Source organism: Streptomyces sp. NPDC037301, assembly GCF_055602785.1.
In genome coordinates this window covers 460,808-480,483 of sequence record NZ_JBVJWD010000001.1, presented here as the reverse complement: position 1 = coordinate 480,483, position 19,676 = coordinate 460,808, and the positions used below count along the sequence as shown (strand labels likewise).

Genomic DNA, 19,676 nt, shown 5'->3' with positions numbered 1-19,676 from the left:
GTTCCCGGCGGCACAGTCATTTCCCCGCGTCACCCCGTCGCCGCGTCCCTACGTCACCGAGGAGAGTCGCCGCCGTGCCCGAGGGACACACGATCCACCGCCTCGCGGCGGACCACCGGGACAGGTTCGCCGGGCGGCCGGTGCGGGTGAGCAGCCCGCAGGGCAAGTTCTCCGACAGCGCCGCGCTGCTGGACGGCCGCACGTTCACCGGCGTCGACGCCCACGGCAAGCACCTCTTCCTCGGTTTCGAGGACGCCGGCTGGGTCCACATCCACCTGGGCCTCTTCGGCAAGCTCGGCTTCGGCACGACCCCGGCCCCGCCGCCCACCGACACCGTCCGGCTGCGCCTGGTGACCGACGACCACCACGCGGATCTGCGCGGCCCCACCACGTGCGCGCTGATCACCGACCCCGAGAAGCGCGCGATACACGACCGCCTCGGCCCGGACCCGCTGCGGACCGACGAGGACGGCGAGCGGGCCTGGCGGCGGATCTCCCGCAGCCGTATCACCGTCGCGGCCCTGCTGATGGACCAGAAGGTCATCGCGGGGGTCGGCAACGTGTACCGCGCGGAGGTGCTGTTCCGGCACGGGATCGACCCGTACCGCCTGGGCAGGTACCTCACGCGGGCGGAGTGGGACGCGGTCTGGGCCGACCTGGTGATGCTGATGCGCGAGGGCGTAAGGAACAACCGGATCGACACGGTCCGCCCCGAGCACATGCCGGAGGCGATGGGGCGTCCGCCGCGCGTCGACGACCACGGCGGCGAGGTGTACGTGTACCGCCGGGCCCGGCAGTCCTGCCACATCTGCGGTACGGAGATCCGCACCGCGGACCTGGCGGCCCGGAACCTGTTCTGGTGCCCGGGCTGCCAGTCCGCGTAGCAGCGGTGCGCTAGAACCCCCGCGGCAGCCACGGCGCCGTGTCGGACAGGAACGCCGACGACGCCTCCGCCAGCGCGCCCGCTCGCAGTTCCCGTACCCGCCCGGCCAGACCCAGCGAGCTCAGCGACTCGCCGCCCAGATACGCCGAGCCCAACTCCCTTACCGAGAGCGCCAGATCGGCCGCGTCATCGGTCCGCCGGCACGACGCGACGCCCTTCTCGTCGGCCGTGAGCCGCCAACGCCCCGCGTTCCAGGGGCAGAACACGTCCTCGACCTCGAACACCACGTCCAGCGGGCCCCGGTACGACCGGGCCTCCAGCGCCGCCCCCAGCTCCACCAGGCGCACATGGAGCGAATCGCGGACCCGGATGTTGCACCGCCGCACGTCCGACACCAGGTGCAGCACCGCGTCGTCGACCGGCCGGTTCCGGGCCACGATCGTCGTCATCAGGTCGATGTCGAAGACGAACCGCCACAGCGCCGCGTACGCTGCCGGGTCCAGGGCGGCCAGGTCGTTGACCACGACGGTGCCCTTGGGGCCGGCCGGCTCCCACTCCGGCTTGATGTGGTACGTCACATTGCCGACGATCTCCCCGTCCCGCTCCGCCAGCACGCACTGCTGCGCCGAGGAGCCCTGCCGGTTGGAGACCGGGTCGACCATGGGCTTGCGCTCCCAGCCGGGCCCGTGGGCCGGGACGCCGGGACGGCCGGAGACCAGCTGCTCGTACACGCTCTCGCACGCCGCCATCGCCTCGTCCGGCTTCGCGTGGCGCAGCCGCACCTCGTCCGTGCCCGGCGGCACGTCCAGCCGGATCCGGTCCTTCTCGATCGTCAGGGACATCTGCCGCGAGGCGGCGCCGTAGCCGAACCGGCCGTAGATCACCGGTTCCGAGGCCGTCAGTACGGCGAACGGCTCGCCCAGCGCGCGGATGTCGTCCAGCTGCCGGCGCATCATCGAGGTCAGCAGCCCGCGCCTGCGGTGCGTGGAGGCGACGCTCACCATCGTGATCGCGGCGGCGGGCACCAGCGCCCCGCCCGGCACCGCGACCCGGAAGCTGAACGCCCCCGCAGTGCCGACCACGTCGTCACCGTCCCAGATCCCGAGCGACCGCTCGTGCTCGGTCAGCCGCTCGAACAGCTCGCGCTCCTCGGGAGCCTCCGGGTCCCCGCCGAACGCCAGCTCCAGACACTCGAACCATTCGTTCCACTCGGACGGGCGCAACACGCGAAGCTCAGTAGTCATGGGCCATGCCTACCAGGGGGCAGGGCGGCGGGGCGACCCGATTTCGAACGCATTGTCACGGGGTCCCCCTGCACCTCGGGCGGCCGGGTAGATAGGGTCCCGACAATGGCCCGTCGCGCAGGAGCAGACACGTACCCGGCCCGATTTCGGAAATCGGCACACCGGGCACGCATCGCGCTGCGCAAGTCCGGTGTCGACTACTTCCGCGGCGACGGATCGGACTGGATCGCACTGGCCGGTCTGCTGCTCACCATTCCGGCCATCACCTGGGCCACCCTGCTCAATCCGGTGTGGTGCTCACCGGCCGCGCTCGTCCTGCCGATCGTCGCGGGCGGTCTGCTGCTGCGACCCGCGAGCCTGCTGGGTCTGTACGCCACCGCCGCCGCCGCCCTGATCGTGGAGTCGCTCGCACTGGGCCCGTACGAGGACGGCCCGGCCCGGGTGACACCCGGCATCGTCCTGGTGGTCGCGGCCTGCGGCTTCTTCGGGCTGGTCCTCGCCCAGTTCCGGGCCAGGGTCGGTGTGCCGTGGCGACGCGGCGGCACCATGCTCTTCGACCTGCGCGAACGCATCAGGGTGCAGAGCGCCCTGCCCCGGCTGCCGCAGGGCTGGCACCGCGAGATGGCGCTGCGCCCGGCGGGCGGCCAGTCCTTCTCCGGTGACTTCGTCGTCGCCGCCCGTACCAACGGCGGACGGACCCTGGAGGCCGTACTCACCGATGTCTCCGGCAAGGGCATGGACGCGGGCTCCCGCGCCCTGCTGCTGTCCGGCGCCTTCGGCGGCCTCCTCGGTTCGCTGCCCCCGCACGGCTTCCTCCCGGCGGCCAACGGTTATCTGCTGCGCCAGGACTGGGACGAGGGTTTCGCCACCTCGATCCATCTGGTCCTGGACCTCGAATCGGGCGACTACGAAATCCTCTCGGCGGGGCACCCGCCGGCCCTGCAGCTCCACTCGGGCAGCGGCCAATGGGAGGAGAAGGTCGCGGAGGGCCCGTTGCTCGGGGTGTACGACGGGGCGCAGTTCGACGCAGTGAAGGGCTCGTTGGCCCCCGGCGACGTGCTGATGCTGTTCACGGACGGCCTGGTGGAGGCGTCCGACCGCGATATCGCGGAGGGCATCGACCGGCTGACCGGTGAGGCCGACCGCTATGTCGCCACCGGTTTCGAGGGCGCGGCCTGGCATCTGATCGAGGCATGCGCCAAGGACGTCAACGACGACCGGGCGCTGCTGCTGTTGTCGCGCAAATCCTGAACCGTACGTAATCGGGATGAACCGGGCGTACGTCAACGGGAATTGGCCCGTCACCGGAACGTGGGCGTCGACATGTCCGGGTACGAGGCGGGCCCCCGTGCCCGGACACGCCGGCCGTCGTCTCAGGCCGGGACCGAGACCTGCCCGGCGCCGCTGCCGCTGTCACTGTCCTCACCCCGGCCCCGCCCGCCCGGCAGGATGCGGGCCAGCCAGTTCGACCTTCCGGCGGCCAGTGGTGCGAGGACCGCGAGGACGAGTACGTATCCGGCGATGAACGGGGAGAGCCGTTCGTCCAGCCCCGCGGCCGCCGCCATCGTGGCGAGGATCAGGGCGAACTCGCCGCGGGCCACCAGTGTGGTGGAGATGTTCGCCGTGGCCTGCGGGCCGAACGCGTACACCTTGGCGGCGGCAAGTCCGGCGAGGACATTCATGGCCAGGGTCACCGCGACGGCGGCCAGCACCGGCCACAGGACGGTCGGCAGATCGCCCGGGTTGATGGAGAGGCCGAAGGCGAAGAAGAAGATCGCACCGAAGGCGTCACGCAGCGGGTGGACCAGCTTGAGGATGCGCGTGCCGGAGGACGTACTGCCGAGCATCAGGCCGACCATGAAGGCGCCGATCGCGTCCGCGACCCCGAACCACTCCGAGACACCCGCCACGAAGACCGCGGCGCCGAGGAAGGAGATGACGAGGAGTTCGTCGTCACGGGTGTTGATCAGCTTGCCGATGACCTTGGTGCCGAACCGGGCGGCCAGGGCGAGCAGCAGCAGGAAGCCGAAGGCCTTGCCGCCGTCGACCGCCGCGGCGGAGAGGCTGTCGGCGCCCGACAGGATCGGCTGGAGGGCGGCCAGATACAGGGCGAGGAACACGTCCTCGACGACGATGATGCCGAGGATCGGTTTGGTCTCCGGATTGCCGATACGGCCCAGGTCGACCAGGACCTTGGTGACGATGGCCGACGACGAGATGCCGAGCACACCGGCGAGGACCAGCGCTTCGGATGTGCCCCAGCCCAGCGCGAAGCCGAAGCCGAGCCCGGCGCCGACATTCAGGGCGAGATAGGCGCCACCGGCGAGCGCCATCTTGCGGCCGCCTGCCTTGAGGTCGTCGAGATGGAATTCGAGGCCGAGGTAGAAGAGCAGCAGCACCAGACCGAGTGCCGAGAGCATCTCCAGGTCGTGCGGGTCGGCGACGAGGACGATGCCGGGCGTGTGCGGGCCGAGCAGGATTCCGGCCAGGATGAACAAGGGGATGGTCGGCAGTCCGATGCGGCTGCCGACGCGGGCGAGAACGGCGGCGGCGAGGAAGGCGCCGCCCATGGCGATGAGCGTGTCTGCGTGTCCGATGAGCCTGTCCTTCGGTAGGTCAAGAGAGCGTCAAGGAATCGTCAGTAATTAGTTTACCGAATGATTGACGTTGCAAGTATGGCCGCCCCCGACAGCACCCTGGGGTTTGCCCACCCCCGGTAGCACCCTGGGGTTTGCCCCACCCTCGATCCGCCAGCAGCCGCCATGGTCCGGACCCGCTGGTGATCCGTACGTTCGAGGTATCGGCCGGACGACCGGCCGACGAACAACGGAAGGCGGACACCATGGGGCTGCGACGCACCAAGCAGGGCGCGCAGGACAGGCAGTACACGGCGGACATCCACCAGGGGCCCGGCCCCTCGGACCTTGCCGTGGAACTGCGAGGCGTCCGCAGGCAGTACGGCCGCGGCGGCTCCGCCGTCCACGCCCTGAGGGGCATCGACCTCGCCCTGCCGCGCGCCAGTTTCACCGCCGTCATGGGCCCCTCCGGCTCGGGAAAGTCGACCTTCCTGCAGTGCGCGGCCGGACTCGACCGCCCCACCGAAGGCTCCGTACGCCTCGGCGGCACCGAGATCACCGGCATGAGCGAGAACCGGCTCACCGAGCTGCGCCGTACCCGCCTCGGCTTTGTCTTCCAGGCCTTCAATCTGCTCCCGTCCCTCACGGTCGAGCAGAACGTCGTCCTGCCCATGCGCCTGGCCGGACAGCGCACCGGCTCCGCCCGCAGCCGCCGCGCAGCCGCCGAGATGCTCACCCGGGTCGGCCTCGGCGACAAGGGTGCGCGCCGCCCCGGCCAGCTCTCCGGCGGCCAGCAGCAACGCGTCGCCGTCGCCCGCGCCCTGGTCACCCGGCCCGATGTGATCTTCGCCGACGAGCCGACCGGCGCCCTCGACACCACCACCGCCGCCGAGATCCTCGCCCTGCTCCGCAACGCGGTGGACAGCCTCGGCGCCACCGTCGTGATGGTCACCCACGACCCGGCCGCCGCCGCCTACGCCGACCAGGTGCTCTTCCTCGCCGACGGCGCGATCGCCGGCAGCCTGCCGCGCGCCGGCGCCGCACAGATCGCCGCCCGGATGACCGCGCTGACCGCGCGCACCGCCCCCGCCCACGCAGGAGCAGCAGCCTGATGTTCACCCCGCACGTCCCGAACGGCCTCGCCCGCGCGGCCGTCCGCTTCAAACCCTCGTCGTTCGTCGGGACCTTCGTCGCGCTCCTGCTGGCCGCGGCGATCGTCTCCGCCTGCGGCATCCTGCTGGAGACCGGCCTGCGCGCCTCGGTACCCGCGGACCGCTACGCGAAGGCACCCGTGGTGGTCGCCGCCGACCAGCGGGTCCACATGACCGTCGGCAGCGGCGAGGGCGCGTACGACGCCGCCACCCCCGTCCCGGACACCGCGCGGCTCCCCGAATCCCTGGTGGGCAAGGCCGCCTCGGCCCCCGGCGCGGCAGCCGCGATCGGGGACGTCAGCTACTCCGTACGACAGGACAACACCCCTCTCACCGCACACGGCTGGAGCTCCACCGCCCTCACCGGTACGAGGCTGCTCACCGGCGACGCGCCCAAGTCCGGCGAAGTCGTCGTCCCCACCGGCACCAAGGACCAAATCGGCGAGAACATCTCCCTCGACACGCCCGCAGGTGTACGGGAGTTCCGGGTATCGGGCACCACCGCCACCGACGGCACCGTCTGGTTCGCCGACCGGCAGGCCGTACAGCTCTCCGGCCACCCCGGCCAGGTCGACGCCATCGCCGTGCTCGCCACCCGCTCCACCCCCACCGGCACCCTCGCCGACCAGGTACGCGAGGCCGTCGGCCACACCGCCGGGGCCAAGGTCCACACCGGTGACGGCCGGGGCGCCGTCGAGGACGCGGAACTCGCGGGCGCCCAGGAACTCCTCGCCGGCCTCGGCGGCTCCTTCGGCGGCGTCGCCACCATGGTCGCCGTCTTCACCGCCGCCGGTACGGTCGCTCTCTCCGTGGGCCAGCGCAGCCGCGAGTTCGCCCTGCTGCGCGCCATCGGCGCCACCCCGCGCCAGCTGCGCCGCACCGTCGCCACCGAGTCCCTGCTCATCGCCCCGCTCGCCGGAGCGCTCGGCTGCCTGCCCGGAATCGCCCTGGCCCACTGGTGGTTCGGGCAGCTCCAGGACAGGGGAGCCATCCCTGAAGCCGTCGGCCTGAACGTGTCCTGGCTGCCCCTGACCATCGCCACGGCCGCCACGATGCTCACCGCGCTGAGCGCCGGATACTTCGCCGCCCGCCGACCGTCGAAGACCAAGCCGGGGCTGGCCCTCGCCGAGTCCGCGGTGGAACGCCCCCCGTTCGGCTGGATCCGCACCCCGCTCGGCATCGCCGCCCTCATCGGCGGCACAGTGTTCGCGGGCGTCGCCGCCTCCACGAGCGGCGACGACGCGGCGAACGCCGCGCTCGGTGTCGTCATGTTCTTCATGCTCGCGGTCGGCCTGCTCGGCCCGCTGATCGCCCGGATCTGCACCGCCGTCATCGGTTTCCCGCTGCGCGCGGCAGGTGCGTCCGGTTCGCTGGCCGCCGCCAACTCCCGCACGAACTCCCGCCGGCTGGCCTCCGCGATCACCCCGATCGTGCTCGCCATGGCCTTCTCCTCCACGCTCGTCTTCATGCACACCAGCGAGGAACGGGTGATCGCACACCAGCAGCGCGACGCCATCACCGCCGACCACATCGTCTCCGCCCCGGCGGGCCTCGCCTCCGACGCCACCGCACGGGCGGCGGCCACCCCCGGCGTCTCCACCGCCGTCGGCCTGCTCCGCGGCTCCGTCCTGGTGCCCACCGGATCGGGCGGCGACCGGAGGCTCCAGAACACCTCCGCCCAGGGGGTCATCGGCTCCGGCGCCGACCTCGCCAAGGTCCAGGACCTCGACGTGCGGACGGGATCGCTCACCGGCCTGCGGCCCGGCACCGTCGCCATCGACACCAGCCTCGCCGGCTCCACGAAGCTCGCCACCGGCGACCGGCTGGCCCTGCGCCTCCCGGACGGCACCAAGGCGTCACCGAAGATCGTCGCCGTCTACGGCCGCGGCCTGGGCACCAGCCTCGTCACCCTGCCCGCCACCGACCTGAAGACCCATGTCACGTCCCCGTACGCCTCCGACGTGCTGGTACGGGCCACTCCCGCCGCCGCGCAGAAGCTCACCGCGCTCGGCACCGTCACCGACCGCTCCGGCTACGCCGCCGCGCAGGACCAGGGCCGTGAGATCAACGCCTGGGCCAACACCGTCATGGCCGCGGTCCTCGGCGGATTCGCCGCCGTCGCCGCCGTCAACACCCTGGTGATGACCGTTCTCGACCGCCGCCGCGAACTGACCATGCTCCGCCTCGTCGGCTCCACCCGCCGCCAGGTCATGGGCATGATCCGCTGGGAGGCGCTGCTCATCACGGTGGCCGGAGCCGCGCTCGGCACGGCCATCGCACTGGCCACACTCATCCCGATGATGAAGGGGCTGACGGGTGAATCGCCTTACATCCCGCCGGTGTTGTACGGATCGTTCGTCGCCGCGACCGTCGGGCTCGGCCTCGCCGCCGCAATGATCCCGGCCCGTGCGGCCCTGCGCACAACGGCCGCCCGTCCGTAAAGTCGGACCATGACCACGCCGCGCAGGAACCTGAACCTGGCCGAAGTCGAGGCGATCGCCCGCATGGCCCACCGTTCACAGACGGACAAGGCGGGACGCCCGTACGGTGAACACCTCCACGCCGTCGCGGAGGGCGTACGGATCAGGGGCGGCAGCGACGAACAGATCGCCGCGGCCTGGCTGCACGACGCCGTCGAGGACGACGCGCTGTCGGAGGAATGGCTGGCCGACGCCGCGCTGTCTCAGGAGGTCAAGGACATGGTCCTCGCCGTCACCAAACGTGACGGCGAGGACCTCGGTTCGTACACCCGGCGCATCCTCGACACCCCGGGCGCCCTGCTGATCAAGGAGTCCGACCTGGCACACAACGCCGACCCGGCCCGCCTCGCCGTGCTGGAACCGGCGACCCGCACCCGACTGGCCGAGAAGTATGCGCTGGTACGGGGGCTGCTGGGACTCACCTCGGGCGAATCGCCCACCGAGCAATCGGATCCAGCCAACACGGCGAAGGACTGATCCGCGCGTCGGCGGGGCTCAGAGCCTGGCCGGGCCCCGCCGGAACGCCCAGTTCATGTCCGGCTCGGTCACCGGGCGCAGCACCCGCCGCACCGGCGGCGTACACATCAGCGTCACTGCACCGGCCGCGACCAGTGAGACGAGGACCAGGCCGCCGGGCGTCGAGAGCCATGCGTAGGTGTCGAACACCCCGGCGTATCCGGCGCCCTTGATCAGGAATCCGTGCAGCAGATAGCCGCAGATCGTTCCGGAGCCGAGCACGGTGAACCACATGTGGCGGCGCGGCACCCAGGACAGGAACCCGATGGTGAGCAGTAGCGCACAGCCGAACATCGCCAGTGTCATCACGGCTCCGGACCACCACGGAGCGCCCATCTCGGGCGCGCTGTTGCTGCGGTAGAACCAGCCCAGCTGCATCCGCGGTGCCGCCCAGTACGCGAACAGCAGGGCCCCGGCGAACAGCGGGAGCGCGAGCATCCGCACCTCACGCCGGCGGACGAGCTGGAAATGCTCGGGCTTCAGCCGGAGTCCCAGCACGAAGAACGGCAGGAACTGCAGAACACGCTGGAGATCGAGATCGTCGCCGATCGTCGGGGAGAAAGAGGCGAGCACGGCGATGACGAGCGCCACGGGCAGTGGATGGCGCAGTGCCTGCCACAGCGGTGTGGTGATCCGCCAGATGAACAGCGCGATCAGGAACCAGGTGAGATACCAGGGGTCGGTCAGGCTGATCGGATGATCGGGCGAGCCGTCCGCGTACCGCTTGAACAGCGAATAAGCCGTCTCGAACACCACATAGGGCACGGCAACGCCGGTGACCAGGCGTTTTACCTTGGCGGCGGACATGTCGAACGAGCGGGAGAAATAGCCGGAGACGATGATGAACGCCGGCATGTGAAAGGTGTACGCCACCATGTACAGCGCACGGGCGGTCCGGCTGCCGTCCATCACCGGTTCCCACGAGTGAGCCACCGCGACGAGCACGATGGCCAGATATTTGACGTTGTCGAAGTAGGCATCACGCTTCTTCGCCGGCGCGGCGGCCGGAGGCTTGTTCGCCACCGGTGCGGGGGGTGCCGCGGTGGCAGTCATCGTCCCTTGGCGTCTGGGCTCCGACTCCCGGGTCGCCGGTGGGAGCGGGGCCCTCTGAAATACGTTCGGAGCGTGGAACATCTAAGGCACCTTAGACGCCGCGATTGCAATTCGTAAAACCGCCCACGGATATTGCATGTCCGCGTCCAATCAAAAGCGAAACCGCCAAAAACCGCCCACTATGCCCGGCTTCATCCCTCTTAAATGGTGCATATCGTCAGGCGGTTGAGGGGGGTGAATTTCGTCGCACTCGAGTCTTGGAATTGCCTGTGAATAAAGTGTGTGGATATGGAAACCGTCACAGTCGCAAGCCGTTGTGATTATTCGATTCACAGTTCACTCGAAGGTGCGGAGAGCCTTGGCGGGGCCCTGTGCCACACCTTGTGCGGCCGTGCGCCCGGGGCGCACGCGGGGCGCAAGGATGGCGCGATCCCGTCCGTTCGATCCGTCACCTGGCAGCGACCACGGGGGAGTTGGTGGCACGATGGACGGAACGGAGGAGTGCTCGGCCGCACACCTCCGGGCCGGCAAGGCGGACCGACCAAGGGTGTGATCAGTTGTGGCCATTTCACTGTCTGTGGTGCTGATGTTGGCGATCATCCTGGTGGTCCTGATCCGAGGCGGCTCCATCAAGGCCGGACCCGCGATCGTCGCGGTGCTCTTCGGCTTCTTCCTGGCATCGACCGGCATGGCTCCGTCGATAAACAGGTTCATGAACTCGATAGCGGAGACCATCAACCAGATCAGCTTCTGATCGGGCCGCGCCGGCGGCCGCGCTCCGGCGCGAGAGGCCCGGCAGGGCGCGGGCAGAACACGGCCGGAACGCAAAGGGCCCGGTCCGACGAGGAATTCGTCGGACCGGGCCCAAACATGGAGCGGGCGACGGGAATCGAACCCGCGTAGCTAGTTTGGAAGACTAGGGCTCTACCATTGAGCTACGCCCGCAAGCACCGCACCGCAGGTCCGGGGACCGGCGGCAACGAGAAGTATCGTAGCGGGTCGATGGCGCTGCCCGCACACCCGATTGCGGTCACCCGGTGTCGCGTTCGGTGCCACCCGCGCAAAGCGGCTGATGCACTGCCCGTCTGCATGTACCCTACGTGTCGCACCGACGGGGTGTGGCGCAGCTTGGTAGCGCGTCCGCTTTGGGAGCGGAAGGTCGTCGGTTCGAATCCGGCCACCCCGACCATCGGCAAGATCGCAGACCACCGGCAAGATCGCATTGTGGGAGTGCGTCTCCTTGCCGTTACTATGCAAAACGCGTGCCCGTGTGTCTGATGTACCGGGCTCGGTCCGCGAAGCCGCCTCCCGTGCGGCGGAGCAGAACCCCAAGAAGTCAGCCACAAGGAGACCGAACCGTGAAGAGCGCCGTGGAGACCCTGAACCCGACCCGGGTTCGGCTCACTGTCGAGGTGCCCTTCGAGGAGCTCAAGGACAGCCTCGACGCGGCGTACAAGAAGATCAACCAGCAGGTCACGGTGAAGGGCTTCCGCAAGGGCAAGATCCCCGCCCGGGTCATCGACCAGCGGTTCGGCCGTGGTGCGGTGCTGGAGGAGGCCGTCAACGACGCCCTCCCGAAGTTCTACACCGAGGCTGTCAACGAGGGTGAGCTCAACGTCCTCGGTCAGCCCGAGGTCGACATCACCGAGCTGAAGGACGGCGAGCTGCTGGCCTTCACTGCCGAGGTTGACGTACGCCCCGAGATCGAGATTCCGGACTACTCCGGCATCGAGGTCACCGTTGACGCCCTCGAGGTCAGCGACGAGGACGTCGAGAAGGCTGTGGAGCAGCTCCGTGAGCGCTTCGCCTCCACCAACCCGGTCGAGCGCGCCGCCGCCGAGGGCGACGTCGTGACGATCGACCTGCAGGCCAAGGTCGACGGCGAGGTCCTGGAGGACGGCGTGGCCGAGGGTGTCTCGTACACCATCGGTTCCGGCGAGCTCCTCGACGGCATCGACGCCGCCGTCACCGGCCTGGAGGCGGGTGGCGAGGCCACCTTCACCTCCGAGCTGAAGGGCGGCTCGGCCGAGGGCAAGGAGGCCGAGGTCACCGTCAAGGTCACCGCCGTCGCCGCCCGTGAGCTCCCCGAGCTGGACGACGAGTTCGCCCAGATGGCGAGCGAGTTCGACACCCTCGACGAGCTGAAGGCGGACAGCCGCAAGCGCCTCGAGAACACCAAGCAGTTCGACCAGGCCACCCAGGCCCAGGAGCGCGTCCTCGACGAGCTGCTGAAGCTGGCCGAGGTCCCGATCCCGGAGAAGCTGCTCGCGGACGAGGTCCAGACCCGCAAGCACAACCTGGAGCACCACCAGCTCGGTCAGATGGGTCTGACCCTCGACAAGTACCTGGAGATCCAGGGCAAGACGGTCGAGGAGTTCGAGGCCGAGACCTCCGAGCAGGCGATCAAGGGCATCAAGACCCAGTTCATCCTGGACGAGATCGTCAACAAGGAGAAGCTGAACGTCAACCAGGAGGAGCTCACCGAGCACCTCATGCGGCGCGCTGCTTCCTCCGGCATGAGCCCCGACCAGTTCGCCCAGGCCGTCGTCGAGGGCGGTCAGGTGCCGATGCTCGTCGGCGAGGTCGCCCGCGGCAAGGCGCTGGCCGTGGTCGTCGAGGCCGCCAAGGTCGTCGACACCAACGGTGAGGTCGTCGAGCTGGAGGACGACGAGGAGGAGGCCATCGAGACGGTCGAGGCCGCCGATGGTGCCGCCGAGGCCGTTGCCGAGGCCACCGAGGAGAAGAACGAGGCCTGAGCCTCGCGCTGAACCCGTACGACGGGCTCCGGACGCTGTGCGTTCGGAGCCCGTCGTCGTATGGCGTACGGTGCCCCACAACCCTTGTGCGGACTGCGGAGCTTGCGCTCCCAGCGAACAGTTGCGGAAGCGGGATGGCGTTGTCCTACCTGCGCGTTAGGGTCCATGAATAGGAAGGGCAGGGGAGTCCCCGCCCACCGGTACGAAGACGCTGAGACGGCCGGAGCCGTCAGAGACGAGCAGGTGGATACGTGACGAATCTGATGCCCTACGCCGCCGGAGAGCCGTCCCTCGGTGGAGGCCTCGGTGACCAGGTCTACAGCCGACTGCTCGGCGAGCGCATCATCTTCCTCGGTCAGCAGGTCGACGATGAGATCGCCAACAAGATCACGGCGCAGCTGCTTCTCCTTGCCGCCGAGCCGGACAAGGACATCTACCTCTACATCAACAGCCCCGGCGGTTCGGTGACGGCCGGTATGGCGGTCTACGACACCATGCAGTACATCCCGAACGACGTGGTCACCATCGGTATGGGCATGGCGGCCTCGATGGGCCAGTTCCTGCTCACCGGCGGCACCGCGGGCAAGCGCTTCGCGCTCCCGAACACCGACATCCTCATGCACCAGGGTTCGGCCGGCATCGGCGGTACGGCCTCGGACATCAAGATCCAGGCCCAGTACCTGCTGCGCACCAAGCAGCGGATGGCGGAGATCACCGCCCGCCACTCCGGCCAGACGGTCGAGACGATCATCCGCGACGGCGACCGCGACCGCTGGTACACCGCGGAGGAGGCCAAGGAGTACGGCCTCATCGACGAGATCATCACGATCGCATCGGGCGTTCCGGGCGGCGGCGGCACCGGCGCCTGATCCGGTACCCACCGGATCCGGCTCCACCGCCCCGCACACCTCTCGTACGCCGAGACACCCAGCCACAGAACGCCACCAGGATGGTGAACACCCACATGAACAACTTCCCCGGCGCCTCCGCGAGCGGCCTCTACACCGGCCCGCAGGTGGACAACCGCTACATCGTGCCGCGCTTCGTGGAGCGCACCTCGCAGGGCGTGCGTGAGTACGACCCGTACGCGAAGCTCTTCGAGGAGCGCGTGATCTTCCTCGGCGTGCAGATCGACGACGCCTCCGCCAACGACGTCATGGCGCAGCTGCTGTGCCTGGAGTCGATGGACCCGGACCGGGACATCTCGATCTACATCAACAGCCCCGGCGGCTCGTTCACCGCGCTCACCGCGATCTACGACACGATGCAGTTCGTGAAGCCGGACATCCAGACGGTCTGCATGGGCCAGGCGGCCTCCGCCGCGGCCGTGCTGCTCGCCGCGGGTACGCCCGGCAAGCGGATGGCGCTGCCCAACGCCCGTGTACTGATCCACCAGCCGTCCTCGCAGACCGGCCGGGAGCAGCTCTCCGACCTGGAGATCGCGGCCAACGAGATCCTGCGGATGCGCACCCAGCTGGAGGAGATGCTGGCCAAGCACTCCACCACGCCGATCGACAAGATCCGCGACGACATCGAGCGCGACAAGATCCTGACTGCCGAGGACGCCCTCGCCTACGGTCTCGTCGACCAGATCGTGTCGACCCGCAAGCAGGCGGCCACGGCCGTCTGACATCAGCCTTCACCCCTTGGCACGGCGAGTTCACACCGCATCGGCGGTGTGAACCGTGCCAAGGGGGGCCCGAACGGGGGGCAAGGCAAGGTACCGTCGGATAGAGGCACCAGGAGCCGCTGAACCAAGCTGCTCCCAGGCGAAGGGGAAGCACCTCGTGGCACGCATCGGTGATGGCGGCGACCTGCTCAAGTGCTCGTTCTGCGGAAAGAGCCAGAAGCAGGTGAAGAAGCTCATCGCGGGACCCGGTGTGTACATCTGCGACGAGTGCATCGATCTCTGCAACGAGATCATCGAGGAGGAGCTCGCGGAGACCTCCGAGGTGCGGTGGGAGGAACTCCCCAAGCCGCGCGAGATCTACGAGTTCCTCGAGGGGTACGTCGTAGGGCAGGAGCCCGCGAAGAAGGCCCTCTCGGTCGCTGTGTACAACCACTACAAGCGGGTCCAGGCGGGCGAGAACGGCGGCGCGCAGGGCCGGGACGACGCCATCGAGCTGGCCAAGTCCAACATCCTGCTGCTGGGCCCCACGGGCTCCGGCAAGACGCTTCTCGCGCAGACCCTGGCCCGTATGCTCAACGTCCCGTTCGCCATCGCCGACGCGACGGCGCTGACGGAGGCCGGCTATGTCGGCGAGGACGTCGAGAACATCCTGCTGAAGCTGATCCAGGCCGCGGACTACGACGTCAAGAAGGCCGAGACCGGGATCATCTACATCGACGAGATCGACAAGGTCGCCCGCAAGAGCGAGAACCCGTCGATCACCCGCGATGTCTCCGGCGAGGGCGTCCAGCAGGCCCTGTTGAAGATCCTGGAGGGCACCACCGCCTCCGTACCGCCGCAGGGCGGCCGGAAGCACCCGCACCAGGAGTTCATCCAGATCGACACGACGAACGTGCTGTTCATCGTGGGCGGTGCCTTCTCCGGCCTGGAGAGGATCATCGAGTCGCGGGCGGGTGCCAAGGGCATCGGCTTCGGCGCGACGATCCGCTCCAAGCGGGAGATCGAGGCCAGCGACCAGTTCCAGGAGGTCATGCCGGAGGACCTGGTGAAGTTCGGGATGATCCCGGAGTTCATCGGCCGGCTGCCCGTCCTCACCTCGGTCCACAACCTGGACCGTGAGGCGCTGCTGCAGATCCTCGTCGAGCCGCGCAACGCGCTGGTGAAGCAGTATCAGCGACTGTTCGAACTCGACGGTGTCGAGCTGGACTTCGACCGCCCGGCCCTGGAGGCCATCGCCGACCAGGCGATCCTCCGCGGCACCGGCGCGCGTGGCCTGCGGGCCATCATGGAAGAGGTCCTCCAGTCCGTGATGTACGAGGTGCCGTCCCGCAAGGACGTCGCCCGCGTCGTCATCACGGCGGACGTCGTCCGCAACAACGTGAACCCGACCCTGGTCCCGCGCGAGCCGCGGACCATCGGTAAGGGCGATGACGGGCGGCACGAGAAGTCCGCGTAGCGGTACGTGAACGCAAGGGGCGCCCGGCCAGGTGAACTGGCCGGGCGCCCCTTTTGCCGTTCCGTGCTTGCTACTTGGCCTCGACACGGATCTCGTTGCGGAGATCCGTCGTGATCTTGACCGCGGTGTCCTTGTCCACGTTCTTGGTGACGTCGCCGGGGGACACCATCGCCATGGTGCTGAAGTCCGACCAGGCACAGAACCAGTCGGTCTTCAACTTGCCCCTGGCGTCCTTGGCCTTGGCGGCCTGGCACTTCATGATGCCGTTCTCGAAGCCGGAGGGAGACACCTGCTCCGGCTCGCCGAGTAGCTCGGCCTCGTTCTTCGAGTTCTCGGATGCGCTCTTCTTCAGCGTGGCGAAGAACGTGTCCAGCGCCTTCGCCGGGTCCGCGATCTTGCCGTACGCGCCGAGATAAGTGATGCCCTTCGCTGTCAGCGCGTCGGACGGCATGGTGCTCGGATCGCTGGGGTCGTAGTTGCTGAGGTCCGCCGCCGAGTAGATCCCGGTGACGGCCTTGCCGTTCTCGATGCCGCTGGACGTGAGTTCCTTCGTTGCCTTGTCGCCCTGCTTCACGCCCGAGCTGTCATCGCCGAAGCGGTTGTACTCGCCCAGCACCTTCGCCGGCGTGGTCAGCTTGTGCGGCCCGTCGTCGCTGAGCGTGTCGCTGCCCCCGCCCGACGTCAGGAAGTACACCCCGCCCGCTATGACCGCCAGCGCCACGACCACGCCGCCGATGATCAGGCCGGTCTTCTTCTTCGGCTGGGCCGGGGGGAACGGGGGCTGGCCGCCGTATGCCTGCTGGCCGCCGTAGGGGGGCGTGGGCGGCTGCTGGCCGTAGGGGCCCGGCTGCTGGGCCTGCGGGTAGCCGTAGCCCGGCTGGGGCTGCTGCTGCGGCGGGACACCCTGGGGGGCCTGCTGGGGGTACCCGTAACCGGGCTGGCCCTGCGGCGGACCCTGCGGCGGCTGGCCGCCGTACGGGCCCGGCTGCTGGCCGTACGGTCCGGGCTGGCCCTGCGGCGGCTGGCCACCGTACGGTCCGGGCTGGCCCTGCGGAGGCTGCCCGCCGTACGGGCCCGGCTGGTTGTAGCTCATCTGCGGTGTCCCCTGTTCGGAAATGCTCATCGGAATGCTTATGCGTTTCGAACATCCTGACGGAAGGTCCACCGCCGCGGAGTACCGGGAGCGACACCGTTACCGAACAAACCGGTTTCAGTGCAGGACTGTGACGGCTCTAAACTGTCCCCCGTGACCGAGAACACTCAGCAGACGCCAGCCAGCAACCCCGAACTGCCGACCCAGTACGCACCGGCCGAGGTGGAGGGGAAGCTGTATGAGCGCTGGGTAGAACGTGGTTACTTCGAAGCCGACGAGCACAGCGAGAAGCCTCCGTACTCCATCGTCATCCCGCCGCCGAACGTCACGGGCAGCCTGCACCTGGGGCACGCCTTCGAGCACACGCTGATCGACGCCCTCGTCCGCCGCAAGCGCATGCAGGGCTTCGAGGCGCTGTACCAGCCCGGAATGGACCACGCCGGCATCGCCACCCAGAACGTCGTCGAGCGTGAGCTCGGCAAGGAGGGCAAGTCCCGCCACGACCTGGGCCGCGAGGCGTTCGTCGAGCGGGTCTGGAAGTGGAAGAACGAGTCCGGCGGCCAGATCTCCGGCCAGATGCGCCGGCTCGGTGAGGGCGTCGCCTGGTCCCGTGAGCGCTTCACCATGGACGAGGGCCTGTCCACCGCCGTCCAGACCGTCTTCAAGAAGATGTACGACGACGGGCTGATCTACCGCGCCGAGCGCATCATCAACTGGTGCCCGCGCTGTCTGACCGCGATCTCGGACATCGAGGTCGAGTACCAGGACGACGACGGCGAGCTCGTCTCCATGACGTACGGGGAGGGCGACGAAACCATCGTCGTCGCCACGACCCGCGCCGAGACGATGCTCGGTGACACCGCGGTCGCCGTCCACCCCGACGACGAGCGCTACAAGCACCTGGTCGGCAGGCAGATCAAGCTGCCGCTGACCGACCGCACGATCCCCGTCGTCGCCGACCACCACGTCGACCCGGAGTTCGGCACCGGCGCCGTGAAGGTCACGCCCGCCCACGACCCGAACGACTTCGAGATCGGCAAGCGCCACGACCTGCCGTTCCTCACGGTCATGGACGAGCGCGCGGTCATCACCGTCCCCGGCCCGTTCGAGGGACTCGACCGCCTGGAGGCCCGGTCCGCCATCGTCGGCGCGCTGCGCGCCGAGGGCCGGATCGTCGCCGAGAAGCGTCCGTACCTCCACTCCGTCGGCCACTGCTCGCGCTGCAAGACCACCATCGAGCCGCGCCTGTCCCTCCAGTGGTGGGTCAAGGTCGCCCCGCTCGCCAAGGCGGCCGGTGACGCCGTCCGCGACGGCAGCGTCAAGATCCACCCGCAGGAGATGGAGAAGCGGTACTTCGACTGGGTCGACAACCTCCACGACTGGACGATCTCGCGCCAGCTCTGGTGGGGCCACCGCATCCCCGTCTGGTACGGCCCGAACGGCGAGGTCGTCTGCGTCGGACCGGACGACGAGGTCCCCACGGGCGAGGGCTGGACGCAGGACAGCGATGTCCTGGACACCTGGTTCTCCTCCGGCCTGTGGCCGTTCTCCACGCTCGGCTGGCCGGAGCGGACCGACAGCCTCGCGAAGTTCTATCCGAACTCCGTCCTGGTCACCGGCTACGACATCCTCTTCTTCTGGGTCGCCCGGATGATGATGTTCGGCCTGTACGTCAACGACGGTGTCCCGCCCTTCAAGACCATCGTCCTGCACGGCATGGTCCGTGACGAGTTCGGCAAGAAGATGTCGAAGTCGTTCGGAAACGTCGTCAACCCGCTGGACTGGATGGACAAGTACGGCTCCGACGCGCTGCGCTTCACCTTGGCGCGCGGTGCCAACCCGGGCACCGACGTCCCGATCGGCGAGGAATGGGTCCAGGGTTCCGCCAAGTTCGCCAACAAGATCTGGAACGCCACCCGCTTCGCCCTGATGAACGGCGCCACGATCGAGGGCGAACTGCCGTCCGCCGACGAGATGTCCGTGACCGAGCGCTGGATCCTGTCCCGGCTCAACAAGACCGTCGCCGAAGTCGACGCGTACTACGACGACTTCCAGTTCTCCAAGCTCAGCGAGGCACTCCGGCACTTCGCCTGGGACGAGGTCTTCGACTGGTACGTCGAGCTGTCCAAGACCACGTTCTTCGCGGGCGGCAAGCCGGCCGAGGTCTCGGGCCGGGTCCTCGGTGAGGTCCTCGACGTGATGCTGCGGCTGCTGCACCCGGTCGTCCCGTTCGTCACGGAGACACTCTGGACCGCGCTCACGGGCCGGGAGTCCGTCGTCATCGCCGACTGGCCGACCGACTCCGGTTTCCGCGACGACGCGGCCGAGAAGGAGATCGAGCTCGTCCAGCAGGTCGTCACCGAGGTCCGCCGTTTCCGCTCCGACCAGGGCCTGCAGCCCGGCCAGAAGGTTCCGGCCGAGCTCACCCTGACCGGCACGGCGCTCGCCCCGCACGAGGCGGCCATCCGCCAGCTGCTGCGCCTGCAGCCCGCCGGCGACGGCTTCCACGCCACCGCGTCGCTGCCGGTCGCGGGGGCCACCGTCGCCCTCGACCTGTCCGGCACGATCGACGTCGAGGCCGAGCGCAAGCGCCTGACGAAGGACCTGGGCGCTGCCGAGAAGGAGAAGGCCCAGGCCAACGGCAAGCTCTCCAACGAGGCGTTCCTCGGCAAGGCCCCGGACAACGTGGTCGACAAGATCCGTGGCCGGCTCACCAAGGCCGAGGCGGACATCGAGCGGATCACCAACCAGCTGGCGAACCTGCCGCAGGGCTGACTCACCCGCTGAGGGCGAAGCCCCCGCACTCCCGCTGCCGGGAGCACGGGGGCTTCGACCGTC

15 protein-coding genes and 2 tRNA genes are annotated in these 19,676 nt (G+C 69.0%); 12 read left to right on the top strand and 5 right to left on the bottom strand.

Going from position 1 to position 19,676, the window contains the following annotated elements; all coding sequences use genetic code 11:
* Positions 1 to 74: 74 nt before the first annotated feature.
* Positions 75 to 884: an Fpg/Nei family DNA glycosylase gene (locus ACZ7IB_RS02290; RefSeq protein ID WP_470908436.1), complete on the top strand. Its 810-nt coding sequence runs from the start codon at positions 75 to 77 to the stop codon at positions 882 to 884.
* Positions 885 to 894: 10 nt separating this feature from the next.
* Here the strand turns inward: ACZ7IB_RS02290 and ACZ7IB_RS02285 are convergent, their stop codons facing one another.
* On the bottom strand, positions 895 to 2,127 hold the full coding sequence (locus ACZ7IB_RS02285; RefSeq protein ID WP_470908434.1) for a GNAT family N-acetyltransferase: 1,233 nt from the start codon (positions 2,125 to 2,127) through the stop codon (positions 895 to 897).
* Positions 2,128 to 2,232: 105 nt separating this feature from the next.
* On the opposite strand from ACZ7IB_RS02285, the gene ACZ7IB_RS02280 reads away from it, so the two are divergent.
* Positions 2,233 to 3,378 carry a PP2C family protein-serine/threonine phosphatase gene (locus ACZ7IB_RS02280; protein WP_470908432.1) on the top strand — a complete coding sequence of 382 codons (1,146 nt, stop codon included), beginning with the start codon at positions 2,233 to 2,235 and terminating at the stop codon, positions 3,376 to 3,378.
* A 122-nt stretch (positions 3,379 to 3,500) separates the two neighbouring features.
* On the opposite strand, the gene ACZ7IB_RS02275 is transcribed toward ACZ7IB_RS02280, so the two are convergent.
* A complete protein-coding gene (locus ACZ7IB_RS02275; RefSeq protein ID WP_470908430.1) occupies positions 3,501 to 4,697 on the bottom strand; it encodes a cation:proton antiporter in 1,197 nt (398 codons plus the stop codon).
* 272 nt (positions 4,698 to 4,969) lie between these two features.
* On the opposite strand from ACZ7IB_RS02275, the gene ACZ7IB_RS02270 reads away from it, so the two are divergent.
* The 3 genes from ACZ7IB_RS02270 to ACZ7IB_RS02260 are packed head-to-tail and all read left to right on the top strand — an operon-like array spanning position 4,970 to position 8,811.
* Positions 4,970 to 5,815 (top strand): ABC transporter ATP-binding protein, encoded by an 846-nt coding sequence (locus ACZ7IB_RS02270; protein ID WP_470908757.1) that lies wholly within the window; start codon positions 4,970 to 4,972, stop codon positions 5,813 to 5,815.
* A complete protein-coding gene (locus ACZ7IB_RS02265; RefSeq protein WP_470908428.1) occupies positions 5,815 to 8,295 on the top strand; it encodes an ABC transporter permease in 2,481 nt (826 codons plus the stop codon). Before ACZ7IB_RS02270 ends, ACZ7IB_RS02265 begins: the two co-directional genes overlap by 1 nt.
* 9 nt (positions 8,296 to 8,304) lie before the next feature.
* Positions 8,305 to 8,811 (top strand): HD domain-containing protein, encoded by a 507-nt coding sequence (locus tag ACZ7IB_RS02260; RefSeq protein ID WP_470908427.1) that lies wholly within the window; start codon positions 8,305 to 8,307, stop codon positions 8,809 to 8,811.
* A gap of 18 nt (positions 8,812 to 8,829) precedes the next feature.
* On the opposite strand, the gene ACZ7IB_RS02255 is transcribed toward ACZ7IB_RS02260, so the two are convergent.
* The gene (locus ACZ7IB_RS02255; RefSeq protein ID WP_470908425.1) at positions 8,830 to 9,984 is read right to left on the bottom strand and encodes an acyltransferase family protein; all 1,155 of its coding nucleotides are present in this window, start codon (positions 9,982 to 9,984) and stop codon (positions 8,830 to 8,832) included.
* A 478-nt stretch (positions 9,985 to 10,462) separates the two neighbouring features.
* Here ACZ7IB_RS02255 and ACZ7IB_RS02250 point away from each other — a divergent pair, with 478 nt between their 5' ends.
* Positions 10,463 to 10,657 carry a hypothetical protein gene (locus ACZ7IB_RS02250; RefSeq protein ID WP_266419258.1) on the top strand — a complete coding sequence of 65 codons (195 nt, stop codon included), beginning with the start codon at positions 10,463 to 10,465 and terminating at the stop codon, positions 10,655 to 10,657.
* A 117-nt stretch (positions 10,658 to 10,774) separates the two neighbouring features.
* On the opposite strand, the gene ACZ7IB_RS02245 is transcribed toward ACZ7IB_RS02250, so the two are convergent.
* Positions 10,775 to 10,848 (bottom strand) — tRNA-Gly (locus ACZ7IB_RS02245).
* A gap of 167 nt (positions 10,849 to 11,015) precedes the next feature.
* Here ACZ7IB_RS02245 and ACZ7IB_RS02240 point away from each other — a divergent pair.
* The 5 genes from ACZ7IB_RS02240 (at position 11,016) to clpX (ending at position 15,745) form a co-directional block, all read left to right on the top strand.
* Positions 11,016 to 11,092: transfer RNA gene (locus ACZ7IB_RS02240), tRNA-Pro, on the top strand.
* Between the two features lie 169 nt (positions 11,093 to 11,261).
* Positions 11,262 to 12,659, top strand: coding sequence for a trigger factor (gene tig, locus ACZ7IB_RS02235; RefSeq protein ID WP_470908423.1), 1,398 nt, complete (start codon positions 11,262 to 11,264; stop codon positions 12,657 to 12,659).
* Between the two features lie 263 nt (positions 12,660 to 12,922).
* Positions 12,923 to 13,528, top strand: a complete 606-nt coding sequence (locus ACZ7IB_RS02230) for an ATP-dependent Clp protease proteolytic subunit (protein WP_176729207.1) — start codon at positions 12,923 to 12,925, stop codon at positions 13,526 to 13,528.
* 80 nt (positions 13,529 to 13,608) lie between these two features.
* A complete protein-coding gene (locus ACZ7IB_RS02225) occupies positions 13,609 to 14,289 on the top strand; it encodes an ATP-dependent Clp protease proteolytic subunit (RefSeq protein WP_093898221.1) in 681 nt (226 codons plus the stop codon).
* A 157-nt stretch (positions 14,290 to 14,446) separates the two neighbouring features.
* Positions 14,447 to 15,745: an ATP-dependent Clp protease ATP-binding subunit ClpX gene (gene clpX / locus ACZ7IB_RS02220; RefSeq protein WP_114244485.1), complete on the top strand. Its 1,299-nt coding sequence runs from the start codon at positions 14,447 to 14,449 to the stop codon at positions 15,743 to 15,745.
* Between the two features lie 70 nt (positions 15,746 to 15,815).
* Here clpX and ACZ7IB_RS02215 read toward each other — a convergent pair whose 3' ends face one another.
* Positions 15,816 to 16,838, bottom strand: coding sequence for a hypothetical protein (locus ACZ7IB_RS02215; protein WP_470908756.1), 1,023 nt, complete (start codon positions 16,836 to 16,838; stop codon positions 15,816 to 15,818).
* Positions 16,839 to 16,991: 153 nt separating this feature from the next.
* Between ACZ7IB_RS02215 and ACZ7IB_RS02210 the strand changes: the two genes are divergently transcribed.
* Positions 16,992 to 19,613, top strand: coding sequence for a valine--tRNA ligase (locus ACZ7IB_RS02210; protein WP_470908420.1), 2,622 nt, complete (start codon positions 16,992 to 16,994; stop codon positions 19,611 to 19,613).
* The last annotated feature ends 63 nt before the right edge of the window (positions 19,614 to 19,676 follow it).